The organism is Halomonas huangheensis (assembly GCF_001431725.1).
Taxonomy (GTDB): domain Bacteria; phylum Pseudomonadota; class Gammaproteobacteria; order Pseudomonadales; family Halomonadaceae; genus Halomonas; species Halomonas huangheensis.
Map to the genome: position 1 here is coordinate 4,350,021 of NZ_CP013106.1, position 20,878 is coordinate 4,370,898.

General features: G+C 58.4%; 22 protein-coding genes. All 22 read right to left on the reverse strand.

The annotated features are described in order from the left end of the window. Positions 1–444: 444 nt before the first annotated feature. The gene (locus AR456_RS21520; protein WP_021817763.1) at positions 445–2,160 is read right to left on the reverse strand and encodes a hypothetical protein; all 1,716 of its coding nucleotides are present in this window, start codon (positions 2,158–2,160) and stop codon (positions 445–447) included. A gap of 93 nt (positions 2,161–2,253) precedes the next feature. Beyond that, complete coding sequence (locus AR456_RS18765; RefSeq protein WP_021817762.1) at positions 2,254–2,772, reverse strand: hypothetical protein; 519 nt, start codon at positions 2,770–2,772, stop codon at positions 2,254–2,256. Further along, on the reverse strand, positions 2,769–3,530 hold the full coding sequence (locus AR456_RS18770) for a DsbC family protein (protein WP_021817761.1): 762 nt from the start codon (positions 3,528–3,530) through the stop codon (positions 2,769–2,771). The genes AR456_RS18765 and AR456_RS18770 overlap by 4 nt, the downstream gene beginning before the upstream one ends. Next, positions 3,527–4,180 (reverse strand): hypothetical protein, encoded by a 654-nt coding sequence (locus AR456_RS18775; RefSeq protein ID WP_021817760.1) that lies wholly within the window; start codon positions 4,178–4,180, stop codon positions 3,527–3,529. Before AR456_RS18775 ends, AR456_RS18770 begins: the two co-directional genes overlap by 4 nt. After that, positions 4,150–4,728: a DUF2726 domain-containing protein gene (locus tag AR456_RS18780; RefSeq protein WP_021817759.1), complete on the reverse strand. Its 579-nt coding sequence runs from the start codon at positions 4,726–4,728 to the stop codon at positions 4,150–4,152. The genes AR456_RS18775 and AR456_RS18780 overlap by 31 nt, the downstream gene beginning before the upstream one ends. Continuing rightward, positions 4,725–5,495, reverse strand: a complete 771-nt coding sequence (locus AR456_RS18785) for a hypothetical protein (protein ID WP_021817758.1) — start codon at positions 5,493–5,495, stop codon at positions 4,725–4,727. The genes AR456_RS18780 and AR456_RS18785 overlap by 4 nt, the downstream gene beginning before the upstream one ends. Further along, complete coding sequence (locus AR456_RS18790) at positions 5,492–8,425, reverse strand: conjugative transfer ATPase (protein WP_021817757.1); 2,934 nt, start codon at positions 8,423–8,425, stop codon at positions 5,492–5,494. The genes AR456_RS18785 and AR456_RS18790 overlap by 4 nt, the downstream gene beginning before the upstream one ends. Then, complete coding sequence (locus AR456_RS18795) at positions 8,425–8,907, reverse strand: TIGR03751 family conjugal transfer lipoprotein (RefSeq protein ID WP_021817756.1); 483 nt, start codon at positions 8,905–8,907, stop codon at positions 8,425–8,427. Before AR456_RS18795 ends, AR456_RS18790 begins: the two co-directional genes overlap by 1 nt. Then, positions 8,870–10,351 (reverse strand): TIGR03752 family integrating conjugative element protein, encoded by a 1,482-nt coding sequence (locus AR456_RS18800; protein ID WP_021817755.1) that lies wholly within the window; start codon positions 10,349–10,351, stop codon positions 8,870–8,872. The genes AR456_RS18795 and AR456_RS18800 overlap by 38 nt, the downstream gene beginning before the upstream one ends. After that, positions 10,348–11,214: a TIGR03749 family integrating conjugative element protein gene (locus AR456_RS18805; RefSeq protein WP_021817754.1), complete on the reverse strand. Its 867-nt coding sequence runs from the start codon at positions 11,212–11,214 to the stop codon at positions 10,348–10,350. The genes AR456_RS18800 and AR456_RS18805 overlap by 4 nt, the downstream gene beginning before the upstream one ends. Continuing rightward, positions 11,211–11,906 carry a PFL_4703 family integrating conjugative element protein gene (locus AR456_RS18810; protein ID WP_021817753.1) on the reverse strand — a complete coding sequence of 232 codons (696 nt, stop codon included), beginning with the start codon at positions 11,904–11,906 and terminating at the stop codon, positions 11,211–11,213. Before AR456_RS18810 ends, AR456_RS18805 begins: the two co-directional genes overlap by 4 nt. After that, the gene (locus tag AR456_RS18815) at positions 11,903–12,319 is read right to left on the reverse strand and encodes a TIGR03750 family conjugal transfer protein (protein WP_021817752.1); all 417 of its coding nucleotides are present in this window, start codon (positions 12,317–12,319) and stop codon (positions 11,903–11,905) included. Before AR456_RS18815 ends, AR456_RS18810 begins: the two co-directional genes overlap by 4 nt. An 18-nt stretch (positions 12,320–12,337) precedes the next feature. Then, complete coding sequence (locus AR456_RS18820) at positions 12,338–12,706, reverse strand: TIGR03745 family integrating conjugative element membrane protein (RefSeq protein ID WP_021817751.1); 369 nt, start codon at positions 12,704–12,706, stop codon at positions 12,338–12,340. An 88-nt stretch (positions 12,707–12,794) separates the two neighbouring features. Further along, the gene (locus AR456_RS18825) at positions 12,795–13,025 is read right to left on the reverse strand and encodes a TIGR03758 family integrating conjugative element protein (RefSeq protein ID WP_021817750.1); all 231 of its coding nucleotides are present in this window, start codon (positions 13,023–13,025) and stop codon (positions 12,795–12,797) included. Continuing rightward, entirely contained in the window at positions 13,025–13,384 is a 360-nt protein-coding gene (locus tag AR456_RS18830; RefSeq protein WP_021817749.1) for an integrative conjugative element protein, RAQPRD family, read from the reverse strand. Before AR456_RS18830 ends, AR456_RS18825 begins: the two co-directional genes overlap by 1 nt. A gap of 164 nt (positions 13,385–13,548) precedes the next feature. Further along, positions 13,549–14,253, reverse strand: coding sequence for a TIGR03747 family integrating conjugative element membrane protein (locus tag AR456_RS18835; protein ID WP_021817748.1), 705 nt, complete (start codon positions 14,251–14,253; stop codon positions 13,549–13,551). Then, positions 14,240–16,417 carry a type IV conjugative transfer system coupling protein TraD gene (traD, locus tag AR456_RS18840; RefSeq protein ID WP_021817747.1) on the reverse strand — a complete coding sequence of 726 codons (2,178 nt, stop codon included), beginning with the start codon at positions 16,415–16,417 and terminating at the stop codon, positions 14,240–14,242. Before traD ends, AR456_RS18835 begins: the two co-directional genes overlap by 14 nt. Continuing rightward, positions 16,414–18,099, reverse strand: coding sequence for a PcfJ domain-containing protein (locus AR456_RS18845; protein WP_021817746.1), 1,686 nt, complete (start codon positions 18,097–18,099; stop codon positions 16,414–16,416). Before AR456_RS18845 ends, traD begins: the two co-directional genes overlap by 4 nt. Positions 18,100–18,111: 12 nt before the next feature. Further along, positions 18,112–18,690: an integrating conjugative element protein gene (locus AR456_RS18850; RefSeq protein WP_021817745.1), complete on the reverse strand. Its 579-nt coding sequence runs from the start codon at positions 18,688–18,690 to the stop codon at positions 18,112–18,114. Positions 18,691–18,711: 21 nt separating this feature from the next. Beyond that, positions 18,712–19,488, reverse strand: coding sequence for a lysozyme family protein (locus AR456_RS18855; RefSeq protein WP_021817744.1), 777 nt, complete (start codon positions 19,486–19,488; stop codon positions 18,712–18,714). A 3-nt stretch (positions 19,489–19,491) separates the two neighbouring features. Beyond that, on the reverse strand, positions 19,492–20,229 hold the full coding sequence (locus AR456_RS18860; protein WP_021817743.1) for a TIGR03759 family integrating conjugative element protein: 738 nt from the start codon (positions 20,227–20,229) through the stop codon (positions 19,492–19,494). Then, positions 20,226–20,876, reverse strand: coding sequence for a V-type ATP synthase subunit I (locus tag AR456_RS18865; RefSeq protein ID WP_156405783.1), 651 nt, complete (start codon positions 20,874–20,876; stop codon positions 20,226–20,228). Before AR456_RS18865 ends, AR456_RS18860 begins: the two co-directional genes overlap by 4 nt. Positions 20,877–20,878: the final 2 nt, after the last annotated feature.

Below are 20,878 nucleotides of genomic sequence, written 5' to 3' on the forward strand. Positions count from 1 at the left end.
GGATCGGGTAGGGTTTCTGATGGAGGAAAGGACGGTCATCGTCTCGTGGTTCAGCAGTTCTTCGATTCGGACCTCGCCCATGAGCCGCCAGTCTTTCTCGGCCCTTTCCGGGGCCTCCAGATAGAGGTTGTCAGACACCTTCGGGGTGTGGCCGCCGGGTCTTGGCCGGACAGGGTGAACAGCCGGTTCTCAAACGTCTTGCGAAGTCGCATGATGTTGAGCTTCAGAGGCTTGCCGTCGGCATCGTTTATCTGATGCCGGTCGAGAAATACCTTAATACCTGAGGCGAGAGTACCTGGCCTCAGGCGACATTTCTCCCCGGCGCTACGAGAGGAGCGGCTCTCGTAGACAAACAACGACTCAGGGTAGTTGCTCAACTGTCGTGGCAGGTGGTTGTTAAAAAAGACTCCTAGATAGCCAAGAACGATTGAGTGATTCTTCAACCTATCTAGTAGCCCTTTCATCAGCCAAGCTAGGATCTATGTCGAGGCAGTCGTATTGGGGCTCGAGTCTTAGGCCCTCGGCAGGAAATGTCTTTACGATCTTAAGGTTATTGTGGTCGTAGCTTAGACTGTCAACAAGGCAGTCTTCTGCAACGCGAGGGGTGTACTCATATAGCCATGCGTAGTTCTTTTTCGTCCAGGAAAGAATTGCCTTGTGCAGGGCGCGACTTTCCTTATCATAGTTACCCCTTCTTAAGTTGAGCCCCATCACATTCAGGCAGAAGCCGAGAATCTTCGCCCCTTTAAAGTTTGGAAATTTCTTCATGTTTACGACTTCATTGTAAAGGAGTCGGCGAACCTTGAACATTACCACCCTACCAGCAGAATTATTCAGGTGACCGAGATTAAAAAGTTCCCCCCAGACTGAGTTGTGCTGGATCACCCAACACTCCCACCTCGGCGACTTTACATTTGAAGATGCAAAAATTACTTCAAATACCATGCTCGCAAGGAGGTCATAGAAAGATTCTCTTGCTGGAGTGCTGTTCTCTCGAACCCGGAGTGTTAGACCCTCCGGCACCCCTTTTTTGTCTAATACTTCAGTCGCTTTCCAGATGAATTCCACAATGACTCGAAGGCGGCTAATTATATCGCCTTCCCAAGTTATTCCAGCCACCCCATTGAGTTTATAAAGGTCAAATAGTGCATGCTCGATGTACCTTTTAGTGCCATATAGCACAGAAGAGTGTTCACGGAAGTGATTTTCTACGTAGTCTTGGAGTGTGATTAGAACAACTCGGCAGTAAGCTTCAAATTGATCGGCATCCCATTTCATGCTTCCTATAACATCGGGGTCCAAGGGGGTCCTGATAATACTAACCATGCTATGGTTGGCGAAAATAGCCTGACTGAGGGGCTTGTGATGGCCAATTAGTCCCGATTCGTAAGCTTCTGCTTCGTTATATAGAAAGGAGTCTTTGCTATTTATTGCCTCACTCACTATGTTTTTTGCGAAAATTTCTACTTGAATTCCGTATTTTTTTGACGCCCCTATCTCTTGAAATATTGCTAGAGCTGTGATTGGAGATGACTCGACAATGACTCGGCAGAATCGTTTGTTTGCAATCAGTAGCAGCAGATCATTCGCATACGCCTCTACTTTAGGCGGGGCTGGTTCCGATACGCTATTGTCCTCGTGAAAGTGACGGATCGGATCTCTATCGCTTGCGTGGCGTACTAGGGACCTAGCCGAATACGTGAGTTCATCAGCGATGACAGCCAACTCGGTTGCTGCGCCCTTCAAGATGAAACGATAAAGTGTTTGAGCAAAACGCTCAGCATTCCGTTTTCCGTATTTTGGGGGCTTGATGAAGGCAAACCAAGCCCAAGCAAGAAATGTAAAAAGGAACAGACCAGCCAAGATGGCCTGCCACGTCGCAGGGGTCAAAAGGATGCCCTGTGGAACCAACCATTGCTCAGCACGCCATAGGTCTGTCAACAGAGTTAGTCCACCTATTGCAGCGACTATGAAAAATGTGAGCCTCTGAAGTGGTATGGGGGCTACTCTGACGCGGAATCGGTAGCGAACGTCGGCGATAGTCCAAGCCAGCACCATGAGGGCTAAGCCGGCAAGGAACTCGGAGAATCGGAAGAGTGTGGGGCCACTGACATCAAGTGGGGTGAAACATACTCCCAGGAAGCAATTCTCAGTTGACACTGATAATTTCCTATTCCTTGATAAAGTTTTGGGGCCACTCCAATGGCTTTAACACGGAAGAAAGACCCACACAAACCACTTTAGCAAGATGTATCACCTAAGCAAGCGGTAATCATCCGCTTTCCCTCCGCGAGGAACACCAGCTTTAGTGACAGCGACGGGATAGAAGGCACGAAACTCCCTGTGGCAAGGTTTGTTCAGCGTCAAAAGATGGCTTAGGTAATAGGCATCCAGGGAACGAGTCACTGCAACGCATCCTTCATCCCCGTTTGGGAACGAGGTACTACCCAGTACATAGATACTGAGCCCCTTGCCTGGCTCCCAGTCATTCCTATCATCATTCTCAAACTCGCTATCAATTCTCCAGCACTCGATTTCCGTGTCTGCTGGCCATGTCTCTGCCAAGTTGGCGAATTCTGGAGAGGCCATCCCAAAATCGGATCGACGCGTGACGTAATGGGGAGTGATGGCGAATGTCTGCCACCAGAAGCCCTCGGCCCCGGTTCGCAACCAGGTCCAGAGCCGGTGAATCTCAGGGATATAAACAGTTTCCGGTACTGCTATCCCACTGGGGCGAATAGAGAATAAAGGCGACGTCGACTCATCATTCATGACCCGGCCCCCTTGATCGCCTGAACGATCTGCTCAGCTGGTACAAACCCCTCCCCCATCTCCCCATTCGGCAGCACAATGGTCGGTGTACCCGTCACTCCAAATCGCTGTCCCAGCTGAAATCCGCCCTCAACTACGTCCTGACAACTCTGTGATGGTGAGACACTGAGTGATTGCCCCTTGAACGCTGACGTCATGGCGTTTTCGGGAGATTCAGAACATATCACTTGCGCCAGTTGACGTGCGGCTGGGGACTGGCTGCCGGCACGCGGGAACGGCACGTAGTGAACCGTGATGCCGGCAGCCGTCAGCTGGTCAATCTGCTGATGCAGCATCTGGCAATAGGGACAGGTCGTATCCGTGAATACGGCAATCTCGCCAAGGTCATCTCCCTGGGCGGGGTATGTCACCAGACTTTCCTCAGAAACATCCTGCAACTGGTCCAACCGCTCTTGACGGTTGCGCTGTTCGGTGACGTTGATAAGCCCCTCTGGAGCGTTGTCGTAGAGATACCCCACCACCATGTGACGCCCCTGAGCGTCGCTGTAGAAGGTGTCTCCATTGCGCAGCCGTACCTCGTATATCGGCCCCTCGAGGTCGACACGATGAACGGACTCGGGGGTGATGGCCTGACCATTGATGGTGAAATCATCCAGCGCCTCCGGCACATCGTCCCCTGATGCCGCCAGGCTCATTGTCGAAGCCATCATGACCATGGCGGCAGCGGTAGGGATCAGGCCGTTCAGTTGACGTTTCATCGCAGCGCCTCCAGGCAGGAGTGAGCGGACTCTCCTCCATAGGTGTGAATGGTCCAGCAATCATTGAGGGTGATCGCAGGAAGCGTCAGGGACTCCTGGATGTCGAGAAAGCGACACCCCTCGCGTATCGACTCATGGACATGTGCTCGCCGTGTTGGAGAAATCCCCTGATGCTTCAAACGAGAAAACCGATTGCGGCCAATTTCGGGTGTAGGGTGCCCTTCACCGGCGAATTCGCTCTGAGCCCACCAGTTGGCCACGTCCATCGAGTAGGTTCGTCCTTCTCCCTCTTCAAAAGTCAGCTCGATACGGTGTTCGATCTGAAACCGGCCGGGTGGCAGGTTCTCTACGGCAACGGACCAATGGAATACGACTTCTCCCGCTGTGAGATCTGGCGGGAGTGTGATGAGCTCCCCGAGCTGACATTCCGAGGATCCCCCCACGTAATACAATCCATTGGGATAGGGCTGACGGATGACCCAACCACCGTCAGGGCTGACGGGTTCCTTCATCCAGCTGGTTGTGACGCTCAGGGTGATGTCCTCAGCGGTTAACTTGTCAAAGGGGTCTGCCTGCAGGACCGGCAGCAAGTGAAGTGTTCGTTCACGCGCATCGGCGTTCACGGTGTCGAAGACCTGGATTTCTGACATACCACCGATCCTTCTTCCGGGGGCGTGAGATGGAGATGGGGAGCAAGTTGAGCGCGGATCTCTTGAACGTCGTATCGTCCACGGGCGGGAAAGCGCACCAGCGGGATACCCGCTGAAGCAAAGGCCCGATCCACAAATCGGTCGCGACGCTTCCTGTCGGCACGACCATGCGTGCGATCGTCGAGCTCGATCGCGATGAGAATTCGTCCGCCTCGAGGTTCACAAAGCACCAGATCGACGTGCTTTGAACTGATCAGGCGGAAGTAACGCCACCAGCGCTGGTCGCGAGCGTGGCGTTTGCGAAAACGGACCCGCAGTACATCGGCAATACGCACCTTGCAGGCAATCAAGACGGTGGATCCCACTGCCCGAGATACCGCGCTATAGAACGCCTGCTCGGCCGGAGAATTGAGCGTAGGTTGGCGAACATAGGGCAGCGCTCCCCTCCTCAACCGCCAGAAGACCAGTGAGAGCAGGACATGGAGGACAACCAGCGCCAGGAGCCCCAGTATAACGGCCATCAGGAGATCAACGGCTTCGGCAGTCAATTGAGAATCTCCTGCCGCGCTGCGTCATCAGAGAAGACGTCACCGCCCAGGGCAAACGCAAAGGCGACCACAACGGCCAGGATTGGGGTGGCGAGTAGAGACAGCACCGGAATGAACAACGCCACCACCGACATCACGACAAGAAGGCATCCAGAGATCACCGCCAGTGGCGTCATCGGCATCCACTCCATCAGCGGCCAGACCACTATCAGACGCACCAACGCTCGCAGCGTCAGTCGATGTGTCATCACGAGGTATCCGGCGTACAGTGCCCAGCGTCCCAGCACCAGGAACAGCCCCATGAAGACCAACATGCCGACGTGCGCCTCATGCCAGGCCGCCAGGACAAGGGGCTGGCCATTTTCCGGCATGGGAGGTGGGGGCGACGCCAAGTCGAAGTTCCCGATGTGCTGCACCAGAGTAATGAGAAGTTCCAGGAACACCCCTGCCAACGCAAAGACCACCATGACCAGCAGCACCCAACCAATCAGCATCAGCAACAGCTGCACCAGCCCCCGGATATCCTCCACGAAACGCCATCGATCCCCTGTAGGGCGTCGGCTCAGTGCCGTCGCCCACACCTGCAACGTGAATGCGACCAGCGGAAACACCCACCACAGTGGTGAGCTGAGCTGAAGCGTCTGGCCGTAAATCAATGTCAGAGCCAGGGAGACGGCGATCAGAGCCGGTGAGCGAAGCACCATCACGACAGCTGTTTTTACGGCGGCCTGGATCCGGGATAATTCTCGGCGTGTGAATGCTTTCATGCTGAAACCTCCACCTGATCCTGACCAGTGGCGACGCCGAAGGCTTCCTCCTCGATAAAGCCGCGCTTCGCGTCCATCTCCTTCGCCAGGGTGATGGCGGCATCCAGTTCGGAGCAGTGTTGTTCCAGCATGACGTTACGCCGGGCCTTCTTCTCGTCCCCCTCGGTCCCGGACAACGCCAGGTAGAGACTTGGCTGGACCACCCGGAAAAGCGCCTCAACCGTAGAGGCCAGCACGACGCCCTCGGTGTATTTCCTGGAGATCTTCGAGGCGGAGAGGAGCAGCTCCTCCTGAGCCGGTGTCAGAGACTTGAATCGCTTGATCTTCTGAACCTCATCCGGTGGCATCACCAGGCAGATCCAGAACTCGATCATGTTGAGCAGTTTCTCGGCGGCGTCCGGGAAATCCTCGACGTTCTGGGTCGCGAACCACAGCCAGTACATGAGCTTACGTCCCATCTTTCCCACCTTGACGAAGAAGGGAGACAGCAATGGGTTGACGGTGACAACGTGACTCTCGTCGATGATCTGGACGATGTGACGACCGTCATACTGGGTCCGCTCGGCCAGGTTGGTGATCATGTTGGTGATCGAGATGACGGACAGCGCCAACTGCGCCCCGTACCCCTCACGGGCGTAGGTGGCCAGGTCAACCAGGGTCACGTCGCACTCGGGCCAGGGGTCGCCGGTGGAATTGAAAACCTCACCATCAAAGCCATCACAGAACAGCCCGATGTTCATGCCCATCTCTTCGATGCGGCGCTGGGTCTCTTCATGAAAACCCGGGTCGCGAGAAATCTCGAAGAAGGCATCGCGTACATCTTCGGTCTTGCAGGGGCGTCCTTCTTCAAACGTCACCCGTGCTGCGCGCATGATGGCATCGCGCACAATGCGTCGATCAGCACGACGAAAGCGGCGTTCCTCTTCCTCCTCACCACCGGTGATCATCAAACGCGCGGTGATCTCCATTTCACCGAGAAGATCCCGCTTGTCTTCGTCGAGGTCCTCATCATCCTCGATGGGTGCCGGCAGAGCATCATCATCGATTTCGCCCAGAGCGCGCGCCTTGGCATCCTCTTCCGCCTGTTTGCGTGCTCGCTCGTCCTCGAGGAGTCGGTGGGCTTCCAGGAACGGTGCCAGAGAAACCCCTGAGCCAGGTGACAGCTTGACCTTGTTGACGCTCAGGCCATTGCGCTCGAAGTAGTCAGCCAACAGCCCGAAGCTGTTCCCCACCTCCAGGATGAACAGACGAGGCCGCCGTACCGCCATCAACTGGGCACAGAACGCGGTGATCGTGGCCGATTTACCCGCCCCGGTCGGCCCGCTCAGAAAGCCATGCGCGTTCTTCTCGCGATCGGCGAGATGAAAGGGGTCGAAAGACAGCGTTTCTCCGCCACGATTGAAGGCGCTCAAGCCAGGACGCCCGGTCCCCCGCGCTCGGCCGAAAAAGGGACTCAGGTTCGCAATGTGCTGAACGTAGTTGTAGGCGGTATACCAGTGGTTGCGAGCATCCTTGTCGGGCTCGAAGGCCATCGGTAACCACCGCAGGTAGGTATTGAGCGCGGCAATCTCGTCCTCCGGCTCAACAGGCTTCAGGCTGGACTGATACAGCTTGGTGCTCAGTATCTGGGTTTTGACTCGTAGGTCTTCTTCATCGTCACCGCGCAGGTAGAACACCAGTGAGGATTGATACAGGAAATGGCGTTCCGCCATGTACTCCTTGGCTTTCTTGCAGTCATTACGCACGCTGACCGCCAATACGCTATCGCCATGCGCCTTCCCACTGAGACGATTGACGTGGTCTTCGAGGGGTTCCTGGGGAGACGCGACGACGGTCAATACCATGACCGTCCCCTCGGGCAAGACATCCATGATCGCGTTGGAGACCTTGGACTTGCTGCCCTGACGCTTCACTTCTCCGGTGATATGCCCAATGTCCGGTGCCTTGCGCAGCTCATCCACCACCAGGCATCGATGCGGCAGACCATCGAAATACCAGAGGCCCTTGTCGGCATCGGATTCGGGAATGTTGAAGAGAACATCGCCCCCCAGGTCATAGTCGTAGGGGAGCTGGTCATCACCGGGATAATCGACCAGATCGTAGAACTGCTGGGGATCCTTCGGGGACATGGCCGGACGAGGGTTGAACCAGGCCACCATCCAGCGCCGGAAGGCCCGGGCATCATAGCGACGGATCGAGAGACCGACGCCCTCCAGGGCGGACACCAGACGATCGTAGACCATGTTGGCCTCATCCTCTGGTGTCATCGGTTGACCACGCCCCGTGTTGGAGGACTTGCTGAGGCGACGATACAGCACCAGACGGGTTCGACGTGTCTGCCCCTTCCAGGTGGTCTGCGTCACCAGGTCATCGTGGAACACCCCTCCTTCCAGGGAAATCGACTTGAGATGCCGCTCGAACTGACTGAGCCATTCCTGGGTATACGTGGTATCGAGTAGCCCACTGGATTGCGGCGTGGACTCGGGATCCGGACAGTCAATGTAATCCTTGAGCTGTTCCATGATATCCCGGTAATCGACCTCATCCTGGGCGAAGATCTGAGCGACCCAGGGAGACGTATCATGCTGAGGCAAGGCATCCTGTAGTGCCCCCTCGATCAGATCCCGCTTGGCATTCAGCCATTCCTCGGAGCGCCCTTCGGTGGCGAGCGGCACAATCTCCGCCACCACACCAACAGAACGGCAGTCATCCATCAGGAAACAGCCCGATTCCGGCAGATACTCGATGAAGGGCAGATAGTTGGCGAAGGACGGAGCACGTTTGTAGAGCCGATCGATATCCTGCTCAGTGATCGACTTCCCCCTCGGGACCGGAATGGGCCGATCGTCCCCCCTATAAGAGGTATCGCTGTGATCGGCCTGTTGACCGGCTCCGCCGAACCAACGATTCATCAGGTCATTGAATGACATCAACGCGTCCTCCCCACAGGCCGCGCACCTTCACCGGCCATGGCGTACTGCGGTTTGGTGTGTAGCGGGAAGATCGTGGAGTAACCCGGTACCGGCACCGACTCCCCACCAGCCAGGTGGGGATAGATGAACATCACCAGATCCGGGTTCGGCAGGCGAGAGAACTGACTGTAGATCTCATTGGCGGCGTCACGGGTGTACCGCGTCTGTTCAGCGGTTACCTCACCGTCCCCAATCGGGCGGCGCAGCGCCCCTCGCGCCTCCAGCACCGCCTGGTTTCCGGCACTGCCACCCGCGCTCTGCCTGGAGCCCTCCTTCCAGAGCTCCTGCATGCTCATTCCGCTGGTTGGCATCAGCTCGTCCTTGGACGTCGCACAGCCGGAGAGAAGGCCCAGCCCCACCAGGACCAGGGTGAACAGAGTGGCTCGCGTCAAGGCCCTGCGATCAGTCGAGCCCGTGTGTGGTTGCCCTTGATGAGTCATAGCGCACCTTCCTCCCTTCGGTCTCGTAATCGATCGGCAGTTGCTTGTTGATGTGGATGGCCACTTCCTGGCCGGGGGGAACATAGACGGCAGCAAACGCTTCGCCATAGAGCTTGTTGACCCACTGGCTCATGTCATTCACCCCTTGAGCGAGGATCTGCCCCATGGCCTGGTTGCCGGTCATGGCCTGAGAAATGCTGCCGTCGGCACCGATGGACGTGATCGAGGTCGAATCGTCATCGGAAAGCATCGTCGCCGCACCGGCACCGGCGGCGGTGAGCAGGCTCTGGGTACTCAGGTATTCCTTCGCGTTGCTGCGACGCAGGCCACTGATGCAGGGAATGCCGTTCCGGTCACTGATCCAGCCAATGGAGTCACCGCCCCCGATCGTCTGGTTCTGATTACTGTCGTTGCCGTTTCCACGCCCCTGATTGACGTCTTCCGGCGATGGGACGGTGCGCACGGTGCCGTCCTCGAAGACGAAGGTCATCGACGAGATGTTTCCGCGTACACAGGAGAGGGTCCAATCCCCCGTTGCCGTCCCACTGACGATCGCCGCCTGCACTTCAGGGAGCTCGATACCGTTCGCGGTGAGGTTGTCCTTGCCCACCATCACCTTGAACGGATAAGGGTCGTTCACCGTGCCATCGACCGGCACTCTGCCCAGTAGCGCCGTCATGGACAGTGACCCCATCAGAGTGGAGTTCTCCGGGATGGTATAGACCGGTTCGACGGTGGCTTCATCGGGCTGGCCCGTGGCGCTGGCCTTGACGGCACTCCCGGCTCTGGATGCGGCATTGCCTACGTCGCTGGCCGCGGATTGAAACGACGTCGGGAACGTCGGCCCCTCCTGACCTCGACGGCCGGGTCCTTCTTCAACGCGTTGATCCATGGGCTCGACCCAGGACAGGTTGCTGCCATTGCCGCTGCCGGCACCGCCGCCTTCAAGCCCCAGTCCGATCGGCACGTCCTCGTTGTTGCCTTCACCTGAAAAGCCATCCTTCAGATTGCCGATCTCGCGCTGCAGACTCTGAAGCAGGCTCTGGTTCTCACGCTGTGTCGCTCGGCGTTGTTGAGTGAAGTCCTGCTCCTGTTGATGCAGGGCACTGCGAATCTGGCTCTGGACGTCACGTCGGTCCTCGAGCATGTCGGCATTCTGTTCCCGGAGCCTCTCGTTGGTCTCGAGCACCCGATTCATTTCTTCCCGCATGGCTCGCGTCTGACCGACCAGCGTGGCGACGGTATCCTCCGGCGTGTCACCCTCGATCCCCAGCGCCTTGAGCTCGTCCTCACTCAACGTCAGCGATGGATCGCGTTCTTCCCCACCATTCGACCCGGACTGCTGGTTGGAATCGGCTCCCGGCCAGAGCATGACAATCGCAACGACCAGGGCGATAAATGACGGCACCAGAATCTTGACCAGGCCGTTGCCCTTGAGCTTCATGAGTCACCTCCCGCATTGGCGTTGTCCCCGGCATCGGACGCCGACAGTGGCACCGCCTGTGCCAATGACACCCCTTCGGTGACGATGAAGACGGTGGTGGTATCCCGCACGGAGCCACGGCGGCCGAGCGTGGGGTGCATGAAGGTGGCGCTGTAGAGATCGCCTTGCAGCCAGCGTGGATCCATCTCGAAGGCCCGCGAAGGGTCGCGATTGGAGAGCTTCACCGCCGTGACGGTCCACCCGTCGAGCTTCCAGGCGGCAACCGGCGTCGCGGAAACCGGCAATGCCGGCAACAGCGAGGGCATGCTCTCAGGCAGTCGCATGGCGACGCGATTGACCCCCTGCACCGGTTCAATGGTTCGCGTCGGGGCGTACAGGGACTGCGCCGCAAAGCGGGTCAGTACCACAGGAACCGGGGTATTGGCCGAAGTCGACGCCCCTTCAGCCTGTTCCCGGGAACCCGAGGATGAGGCTTCCTCTTCATTGACTGGCTCGTCTTCCGGGAACACCACCCGAATCTCTTCGTCGCTGGCCCCGTTCTCCATGGCCGTCAGGTCAAACAGGACGACTTCATTGGTCTCGACGTCCTGCAGGCGAACCCGCTGGGTATCGAACGGCTGGTCGGCCTTCAGGTAGATGGCTCCACCGGCACTCTGAACGCGGAGCGTCTCCGAGTCGGCAATCTCGGGCGGGAGGCCGACCCGTACATTGCGATCCAGCACGATCACACGTTCCGTTCCAACGAGAAGGTCGACAGGCAAGGGCTTGCGATCCCAATGCAGGATCTCCACCGCCTGCGCCTGGGAGGCGAGCATCAACGTGGCACACGCCATGCTCAGTCGTGAAAACAGGAGTCTGCTCATGGTGAAGCTACCTCGCTTGGCTGGTCAGCGTCGCTGTCGTCGTCGGCATACCCGAGCCGCTGGGGCACCCCGGCGAAGCAACCATCGGCGGAGCCGATCTGCAGCCCCCAGGGGTTCGCGTCGGGATCGTTGTCCACGCGGCTGACGTAGATGGGATAACGAACGTAAGCGTCGCGAACGGACGTGCCGGCGTAGGATTCACTGACGCCCATGTCGAGCGTGGCAATCCAGTGATCGCGATCAATCACACGGACCCCACCAGGTCCTTCAGGACTGTCGTTCTGGAACCCTCGACCGGGAATTTCGTAGATACCCCGCACCCGCCCCTTCAACTCGCCACGGGCGCGACGCTGCTCATACTCGTTATCGAGGTAGTTGCGACAGCCTGGTGTCAGGAAGGTGTTGAACACCTGAATGTTACGCTTGTAATTGACCTCGCCATTGACCGGCCAGCGGTTGATCGTCTGCCAGACATAGACGGCGAAGGTATAGATGTTGGGCTCCGGCACTTTCCACCATACGCGGGTGCTGCCGGTGCGCAGGTCCGGGGGAACATGGACATTCAGCCGATCCGGTGACGTTTTCCACCCCCAGAAAAGTCCCGCGCACACCAGGATCATCACCACAATCACGCTACGCAATGTGGTGATGTGAGCGTCCCGGGCCGCCAGGGCATGGCGTTTACGACTCATGAGTTATCTCCCTTACTGCGCGAGAAGCGGCCCGTCGATGTCGACACAGGACGACGAACGGGATCGCGGCGAATACGCCAACGGATGGAGGTCTGGATCAATTCATTACCACCAGGCACGGGAAGTCCCGCTTTCTGGAGTTGCCACTGGATCTTGCGATACACCCAGGAGGAGGGGCGGCCTCGGCGCAGCCGGCGCATGAACGTGCCACCGAACCACAGTGAGAGACCTGCCCCGGCAAACATGCAGGTCGGGACCATGGCCCCCATGCCCACGACAGCCCAGCCGATCAACCCGACAGGAATGAACGCCACCAACCCCGCCAGGGTGCAGACCACCAACTCCTTGCCCGTCATGCCGCGAAAGACGACGGGAGTGGCGTTCAGACGGGAGGGAATGAATTCAATGGTCATGGCCCGACGTCTCCGTGACTAGGTGCTCTGCATGATCGGATCGCCGTAATTCGCCAGCCAGATGACGACGACGATCATCACGACACCAATGGCACACACCATGCCGAAGCCGCCCCACTCGCCCTTCTTCTTCGATTCACTGAACTGCCAGATCAGGGCGGCGATGTAAGCCACAATCGCGAAGGCGGTGAGGGCAATGAAAATGATGCTGAAGCCTTCCGACCCCACGTTGCGGAAGGTATCGAGCAGGTTGCCATCCGCGCCTTCCGTGATCCCTTCCTGTTGTGGCAGGGCGGCCAGCGCCATGGCCGGGAAGGTAGCCAGGGCGGCCAGGCCACTTTTCATGACCCCCCTGGTGCGGGAGTAAAGTGACTGAATGAGGTTCATTGCGTGTTTCTCCTTGCGTCTCTTGCTGATGGGAGTTCCCCTCGACGGGGAGTTGTGACACCCCGGGATGGGGCTTCCAGCTGAGCTGCTACAGGAACAGCCAGAACAGGATCACGACCGCCATCACCCCTCGGATGAAGTTCCAGGTCATGAGGTATTCGTTGATCGCGCCACTTGCCCAGCCTCGCCAGTTGCTGACACAGAGCCACACCAGCCAGGCCACCGCGATGGAACACCCAATGGCGGCAATCAACAGGTAGACCTCATTGGAGGAGGCCCCCGCACCGGCCTCGAAGGCGGCTTGCGTTGAGGACGCCATTACTGCCCCCTGTCTTCGAGGTAGTCGCCATCGAGTGGCATGGGGTGACGCGGGAGCAGTCGCTCGGGGGCGAGATAGGCGTCGATACCGGAGGTGATGGACGTGAGATCCGATCGCAGCATGCGAGTGTCGAAATAGATGCGCGTGATCTCGGGGTTGGTCTTCTGCTGTCGCGCATCGATGCGATCGACGACAACCTTGATCTGCTCGATCTGGGTCTGGATCAGAGCCAGATCGCGGCGCTGGATCTCGTCGATGTCATCGGCCCTTGCCGGCGCCGACATGACCGCGCTCATCAGGAGTCCGCAGAAGACGCCTGTGGCGCAGAAGGAAAGGGAGCGTTGAGGTAGCACCATCATGTTGGAGTCCTGTCGTGGGTGGTGACGACATGGCTCCATGGTCGAGGGATGTGCGCGCGGGATCAGCTGGAAACGTTAAGCGAATCAGACGGGTATTCTTGACGTGCAGCGGATAAAAATTGCCCCGCCGAAGCGAGGCCAATGGAGAACACCCTGGTGGGCTTTCAAAGGTATTTCTTGAAGCTCGAAGTGGCGATGGTAATCATCATGCCGAACAACAGCGCACACGGCAGCAGAAACAGGTTGGGATGGATCGAGAACGGCAGGGATAGGTAGATCAGCCAACCGGTGAGGAATATCGGTGTCACCATCCGCTTGGCGTGATGGTAAACAAATGCCGATTCTCGGCCTGCACCGAACCGGCGAATATCGCGGCTGACCAGGCCATCGGTGAAGCCAACCAGGCCAGCCAGGATGAACAGTGGCGCGGTCAACATCAGGATCACACAACGCGTCAGTGTCATGAGCGTGACGTACATGCCCGCCTGCAGATAGGTCTTAACCACGCCGATCCACCCCTCCGAGCCGTTTCCTGACGCTGCCCAGGCAGCAATCCCGGATTTTACGAACATCCACTGGTAGCAGGTATTGACGATCCAGGTCGCGAACTCCACCGGGGAGGACACCAGCAATGACCGGGTGAACTGGCTATCCAGGTAGCCCATCTCGGACATCATTGTCTGACGCGCATGTTCCGAACCAGGTTGGCTGAACCAACCGAAATAGATCCCCACCCATTCGATCAGGACCGAACAGATGATCGAGATGACGAGGATCCCCAGAAGGGTGAACGGGAGCTTGAACAGAGTCCCTATCGCACCTGAGCGTTTGCTTTCCGCTCGTCTTGCCGGAGCTTCAGAGCTGGCCATCGTCACCCTCCCCGCTATCATCGCCAGGTGCCCGTGGCACATCACGGTCCCGAGCTCGAGTCGCCTGCTGCGGGGGCTCGAAATCCAGGTGGATCGGCGGCGGCATCACACCTTCCCACCACTGGTCGCCCGTGCTGTATTTGGCGCGCATCCGCTCGGCAATATCGGCCACATCTCGGGGCACGTCTTCCGTCTTGTCCGGCATTGGCAACGGCATGCGGATTTTCCAGGGTTGACCGCCCTCGAGGAGCGCGAATGCCTGACCTTTCGGCAGGCCGATAATGTCGTTCGGGACCAGCATGTCGACCGATTCGGTGCCAATCCTGTCACCCGCCGAGCTCGAGAAGTCCTGGTCACTGTTCACGTCGGCGTTGTCGCTGGCCATGGAGACCATCAACCTGGTCGAAACGTTGACCTTGGGCAGCTGGTCGGTGAGCAGCCTCGCGGTGCGTTCCTCCCGCACGCGTAGCATGATCAAGGTATTGAAGTTGCCCACCACCTGGCCGGCCTTGGCGGCATTCCCGATGCGTGCCTCGATGTCAGAGAGCGTCTGGGTATAGGCGGTCACCTGGATCCCTGCACCGCCGCCCTTGTTGATGAGCGGAATAAATTCATCCCCCATCAACTCGTTGAATTCATCGCAGTGCAGGTTGATCGGGACTTTCTTGTTGCTACTGCCAGGAAGTCCATCTTCAGCGCCAAACTTGTAGATGTGGCCAGCGACGGACACGATATCGGCAAACATCGAATTGCCCACTGCCTGAGCGACTTCGAAATCACTCAGTGCATCGAGTCCCACGTAGACGATGCCCTTCTTGCGAATGATCTGCTGCCAGTCGATGATCGGGCGATCGTCCTCGATGTCGTTGTAGTCCGGTGACAGCAGCTCCGCGATCTTGCCACTGGTCAGCTTCTCAAGCAGCGGCAGCAGTGATGCCACGATCTTGTCGAAGTAGGTCTTGTCGTAACGAACCGCTGACAGCAGACCATCGAGGACGGGATCGGTCAGTGTCTCGATGACCTCCGGCTGCTGCAGGTACTGGACGATCGCGACCACTCGCTTGTGACGCCCCACCATGTTGCGCGGCATATTGCGGTCATTGAGCTTGCCCTCGATGTCGGTGATCTGCTGGTTCGAGCCTGGCATCTGCTGTTCCAGTGTCTCCTGGACGTACTGCATCAAGAGCGCATCGATATTCACCACATCGGCAAGGATCTGGCCATAGCTTGGACGCTCACCCAGCGCATGTCGTGCCCGGGCAACGATGTTGACGAACCGCCAGGCAAACTGACGAAACGCGGCGCTGTTCCCCTCGCCAGACAACTGTCCCGTCACACGGGTCGATACCTCGGAGAGCCGTGAGAAACGGCCCACGGCGTTGTAGCGACAGGAGACATCCGGCCAGCCCAGGTGAAAGATATAGAACTCATCGCCACGTCCCGCCTTCTGCGCCTCGGCATACATCCTCAGCAACAGATCCGCGTCCCCTTTGGGATCGAAGCAGATGGTGATGTCACCACGATGGATATCCTGAGTGATCAGGATCTCCGCCAAACGTGTCTTCCCGACTCGCGTGGTCCCCTCGACGAGCGTGTGGCCCACCCGCTCGCCCAGCGGCATCCAGACATCGTGTTCCTTCCATTCCACCGCATGAAGTGCAGGACGCCCGCCTACCGGAGGAAGTGGACGCACAGGATTCAAGGGAGAATCCCAGCGCAACAATGCGGCGATATGCTGACCCACCGCGCCACCTTCCAGAGTTTGCTCCAGACGCCGCGCTCGCTGGAACCAGGCGCTTGGCTGCACGTAGACCTTTGCCGCTGGTTGTGCGGATTCATGTAAACGCTGGGTATGTTGCGCGTCCCATTTGAACCCCTTGCCAAGCCACAAGCTGCGCTTGCTGACGGGCACCTTCCTCGCCGGAAGGGCGAACCGCGGCAGTCGACGCATGTTGCGCCGATAGCGCAGCACGACCCATGCCTGGTGAAAACGCCAGGCACCGTAAGCCACAAAGGCGAGCGCTGTACTGATGCCTACGCTGGGTGTCAGCGCAAGTGACCAGGGCGCATAGATACAGAGCACGGCACAGCCGGCACAGACCCAAACGGTATTCAGCTCAACAGCAGGACGTAAGAGAGACTCAAGGGGATGATGACTGCTCATGCTGCCTTCTCCAGGATGGCGCCGTTGATGTGCTTGACGATGACGCGAGCAAACTTGTGAAACGCAGTAGAAGCCTCCTGGTTGCAAGGGCCAAAAAGCTGATCCATGGCGACCTTGCCTGTGCGCTGGACGCGTAACCCCAGAGTGGCTCTGTCACTGCCCTCTGTTGTGGAGAGGGCATATACGAGGTACTCCCCTTCAGCACAGCGGTCATCGTATCCACCGACGCAGTGATGCATTCGCCGGCCTTCTTCACGTAGACCAGCAGAACTGAGAAGGGCTTCGGCCTCCAGGCCATCGGTTTCCAATCGCGGCACTGGAGCAGTCCATGAGAGCTGTCTTTCGTCTCGACGTCTCCGTGGGCCTTCCCCGTCCTGCATCAACTGCTGGTGATAAATGTCGCTATGACGTTTGATGGCTTCCCAGCCCATTTGCTTGTCCGGCAAGCCGGCAGCCCGTCCTCCGTCGCGAAACCAGTCCATGGCATGTCGAAGTTGATTGCTCAAACTGTCGGCCCCCCTGAGCCTCATGGATTGACGGAACGCCGAAAAGCCCTCTTCCTGCCACAGGCGAGAACACTCGCAGAACCAGGCTCGAAGTACCCTGACATCACAGGGATTCTCAGGTGACAACCGGTGGAGGCTGATGACATCGATCGCGATGACCAGAGCAAAGGCTGGAATGCGCGACTGAGGCTGCGCGAGTCTGAGCAACCGGACCCATCGAGACAGTTGCGGTTGACCGGATGTCTTCAGACTTCCCTTTAGATGGTTCAATACCGATGTCGGAGCTTGTACCAGCCATCGAAAGTCGGCCTTGCTCTGCAGGCTGGACAGGTACTGGAGGGGTTCATAACGGTCCCTGCACATGAAACCGCGACGATCGATCAGCGTCGTCTTCCGTGTCCCCGTCACCCAGAGGTGCCTGGAAAACAAGTCTGGCCTCGCCCAATGGCGCGGCTCTATGTCTTGCAGTAACGGAACACAGTTGCGATGTTCGAGAGCGACCCGCTTCAAGCCGGTCCAGTGGCTGGCACAGCGCAGGTAATCGGTTAATCCCAATCGCGCCCGATACCCCACCATGGATGAGGTAAGTGAAAGCACCTTCTGGTCAATAACCTCCGTCCAGAGGTTCTTGCGTAAGGCACGCATTGCCGATCCCGCTCGGCGATGATCGAGCTGGAAGCGGCTTCGAGAGGTCTTGACGCCCAACTGCTGATGGAGGAAAGCCTCTGCCAGCCGGGAGCGTTTGGCCCTGGGTAGCTTCTGGAAACCGGACTGGTCCAGAACATAACTCAAGGCCCTCCGCAGCACGGTGAACGCATCCGAGAGCGATTGCTGTTCTTTCCGTGACGGCGAACTGACGCGGTGAATGGGAAGCAGAGAGATGAGCGGCCAGACCTTGTAATTGCAAAGCGATGGTTGCCAGGTATTGCTGTCAAAGTCCCAGAGAAACGTTTCCACATCGGGGGAGCACAAGGACCGGTCGATACGCCAGAGATTGCAGATGATGATCGTCACGAACCCTCTGCGAAGATGAACCTTCTGGTACAGCCTCAGCATATTTCTCTCAATGACACGATCCTTCGCCAGGCGGTACACCTTATTGAAGGCAACATCACCAAACATGAAGCGCTTGGGGGTGAAGTCAGGGGAGACAGAAGTTGGTTGTACCGAATCCATGGCGCTCTCCCTCTACTGCTCGATGCCGTTCTGACTGATCAGGGCGGGATAGTGTTGAAGCCCTACTCGTTCCGCCAGACCGTCACCAGAGACAGGGCGCAACTCCAACCCTCGAGCGGCCTGACGCAGTTCCTGCATGGCCTGTTCATCCTGAACCTGAACCACCAGGCCCACGGCATTCATGTCGCGAAGAATGTCACCTCGCTGGTCAAGCCACTGACGCGACAGCGCGTCGTCACCAATCACGAAGATCGGGGTAAACCCTCCCGGGAGTTCGAGATCTCGCGCGACGACCTGCCCCGGAGTCAGCTGCTCGCTCTCGACCGGCAACATGTCCTGTTCGCTGTACCGCCCAGTCGGGCGTGACTGAGGCCCCATCTGCGGGGAGTACCCTTCCTGCTCGTCGACGCCGGCCCCCTTGATGGCCACGTAATAGGGACGTGCCGACTCGCCGCCGTGATCGGCCACCACTTCCAGATCCGGAAGCCCCGGTGGACGTTGAACAGGTGCCTGTGATTGCGCGACCAGAGGCAAGGCCAGAATCAGACACCCTGCCATCACGCTGAGGGAGTAACGGTTCACACGATTCATGAGCATGTTCCTTGTCGAGAATCAGCGACTGGCCACGGCAACTTCCGCCATCCACCGACGTGGTTCCGGGGTTACCCAGGTGACGTCAGCATCCGGCGATCGGGGGGTGGGCGTGACCCAGGTCAGGCTGGCGTCATTGTCAGGAGTGGTTGCTGTTGCTGAAGGGGGTGCTGGACGACTGGAAGAAGCGACGCGTGCCACCATGAGCTCTGCAGAATCCGTCCCCAGAGTGGGAGAGGATCCCAGTTGAGCCAGCTCCTCACGGACTTTCCGGCGATATCGCGCTGCCGGTGTTCCACCCGCAGGACGGTGATACCGACCAGCAGCCACCACCCAGTCACCGGACGCATCGTAGTGCTGCCGAATCACCTTTGAGGCTTCATCGAGGTTCGCGTAAGGATCCAACCCTGCACAGGGATCGGAGAACCGTTTCCCCGGACCAAACACCTGTGTCTGCCAGCGCACGTTCATCTGGGCGATGCCAACATCAACGACGCGAGTCTGCTGCAGGAACGAACGCAGTGCCGTACAGGCTTCATCGCGAGTGTCGTACCGATAGCCCTTACCGGCCACGTTCAAGGTCCACGGCCAGGGCCGCACGGTATGCTCCAGCGACATCTTCGATTCCGTCATGGCCACGGCATAGAGCACTTCCGGCGGGATGCCATTGTCCTCTGCTGCCACAACGTAAGCGGAAGGAATATCCGGCGAGGAGGGAATGTCCGGCGTGTTTGCGCTTGCCTGCCCTACTGTCAGCAAACTTGCCAGTGTTGCCATCGCCATGACCACGCGTCGCATCGTTCACCCCCTCGGCGCGACGCGCGGCAACTCAGCGCTGTCGATATTGATCGAGCCACCATGGTTGAGCGTGATACTCCCGCTGCGCACCTGATCGGGGGGAATCCCCACTTCCGCTGCCCAACTGCGAATGCGATCGTCACTCCCCTCTGAATCGACAATCCAGATGTCCATGGAGGCCCCGGTGCTGAGCAGTCGTTTCACCGTGGCATCGCACTGCACACATTCCTGGGTGGCCACGACCACATTCAGTCGAGGAGACGACGATGCCGCCGAGTGTCCAAACACCGATTGAGTGGCATCGATGCCGCCCTTGGTAGTGAACGAGTTGACCGGCATGTCGCCAGGGTAGAGACGCTGCCAGGCATCATCGTAGGCGCGCTGGAACGCGAGCTCTGCCTCGACACGTTTGCGCTCGGTCTCGACCAGCAACTCCGCATACTTCTGCCGTTCAGCGTCCGAACGCGCCTCCAGACCCAGTGCCATCAAGGGATCCAGATTGGGTGACCAGGTCCCTCGAGGCCCTTCCATGATCGATTTATAGCGCTGGATCTCCTGCTGGTTCAGCCCCCAGGCGTCGGCAGCACGCTGTTGGCTCCGCTCAATGACCGTCTCGGAGACTGTCGAGTCACCCCGCTGAGTTTCATCTACGTCCTGCGACAACCAGGTTTGTCCCCATGCCGGCAGTGCGAGGCAGGGCAATATCGTCACCGCCATCACGCTTAACGCTTTGCGATTCATGAGCGAGCCTCCTCTTTATCGTCGATAGCCTTCTCCGCCACCGCTTCAGGCGCGTCTGTCTCGGGCTTTGATCTGGAGCTCCCAGAGGCGTCTTCCTGTTCGGTGTCAGCATCGCCATCGTCGGAGCCAGCTTCAGGCGTCTTCCCGAATTCGTCCTCGGAATCCTCGGAGGACGTGCTTTCTTCATCCCCCTGAGATTCCTCCTCTGTGCTCTCGGGAGCCAGGCGTTGGGACATATCCGCAATGCGCTCCTCGGTCATGGCCACCAGGGCCTTGACGGATGCTTCGAGCGCATCGAGCCGTTCAGCCAATTGCTGTTGTTCCTTCCCCTTCTCTTCCAGGCGGACGGACGTATCAGCAAGTTGCGTGGACACTTCCTCGAGCTTGCGATCCGTGGCCCCGAGCCCGGCGACACGTTGATCAAGATCGCTGACGTCGACCTGGAGCTCTGCCAGGGAAGCTGACGCTTCAGATGCGTCTTCCACCTTGTCGATCAGTTCTTTCGTGGGAAAAATGTCGATCCCTGGCGGGACGGTGGCATGTGCCGAACTCAAGGGAATCAACATCATGGCCGCCATCGAGGCAATGGCGTTGGGTCGGATGCCGCCATGACCGGAATGGCTCATGTGAGTTGCCAGTTTCATCATTC

Coding starts and splice junctions, on each gene's coding strand:
- AR456_RS18765 (WP_021817762.1), bottom strand. CDS start 2,772: ATGAATGATGAGTCGACGTCGCCTTTATTCTCTATTCGCCCCAGTGGG.
- AR456_RS18770 (WP_021817761.1), bottom strand. CDS start 3,530: ATGAAACGTCAACTGAACGGCCTGATCCCTACCGCTGCCGCCATGGTC.
- AR456_RS18775 (WP_021817760.1), bottom strand. CDS start 4,180: ATGTCAGAAATCCAGGTCTTCGACACCGTGAACGCCGATGCGCGTGAA.
- AR456_RS18785 (WP_021817758.1), bottom strand. CDS start 5,495: ATGAAAGCATTCACACGCCGAGAATTATCCCGGATCCAGGCCGCCGTA.
- AR456_RS18790 (WP_021817757.1), bottom strand. CDS start 8,425: ATGTCATTCAATGACCTGATGAATCGTTGGTTCGGCGGAGCCGGTCAA.
- AR456_RS18795 (WP_021817756.1), bottom strand. CDS start 8,907: ATGACTCATCAAGGGCAACCACACACGGGCTCGACTGATCGCAGGGCC.
- AR456_RS18800 (WP_021817755.1), bottom strand. CDS start 10,351: ATGAAGCTCAAGGGCAACGGCCTGGTCAAGATTCTGGTGCCGTCATTT.
- AR456_RS18805 (WP_021817754.1), bottom strand. CDS start 11,214: ATGAGCAGACTCCTGTTTTCACGACTGAGCATGGCGTGTGCCACGTTG.
- AR456_RS18810 (WP_021817753.1), bottom strand. CDS start 11,906: ATGAGTCGTAAACGCCATGCCCTGGCGGCCCGGGACGCTCACATCACC.
- AR456_RS18815 (WP_021817752.1), bottom strand. CDS start 12,319: ATGACCATTGAATTCATTCCCTCCCGTCTGAACGCCACTCCCGTCGTC.
- AR456_RS18820 (WP_021817751.1), bottom strand. CDS start 12,706: ATGAACCTCATTCAGTCACTTTACTCCCGCACCAGGGGGGTCATGAAA.
- AR456_RS18825 (WP_021817750.1), bottom strand. CDS start 13,025: ATGGCGTCCTCAACGCAAGCCGCCTTCGAGGCCGGTGCGGGGGCCTCC.
- AR456_RS18830 (WP_021817749.1), bottom strand. CDS start 13,384: ATGATGGTGCTACCTCAACGCTCCCTTTCCTTCTGCGCCACAGGCGTC.
- AR456_RS18835 (WP_021817748.1), bottom strand. CDS start 14,253: ATGGCCAGCTCTGAAGCTCCGGCAAGACGAGCGGAAAGCAAACGCTCA.
- traD (WP_021817747.1), bottom strand. CDS start 16,417: ATGAGCAGTCATCATCCCCTTGAGTCTCTCTTACGTCCTGCTGTTGAG.
- AR456_RS18845 (WP_021817746.1), bottom strand. CDS start 18,099: ATGGATTCGGTACAACCAACTTCTGTCTCCCCTGACTTCACCCCCAAG.
- AR456_RS18850 (WP_021817745.1), bottom strand. CDS start 18,690: ATGAATCGTGTGAACCGTTACTCCCTCAGCGTGATGGCAGGGTGTCTG.
- AR456_RS18855 (WP_021817744.1), bottom strand. CDS start 19,488: ATGCGACGCGTGGTCATGGCGATGGCAACACTGGCAAGTTTGCTGACA.
- AR456_RS18860 (WP_021817743.1), bottom strand. CDS start 20,229: ATGAATCGCAAAGCGTTAAGCGTGATGGCGGTGACGATATTGCCCTGC.
- AR456_RS18865 (WP_156405783.1), bottom strand. CDS start 20,876: ATGATGAAACTGGCAACTCACATGAGCCATTCCGGTCATGGCGGCATC.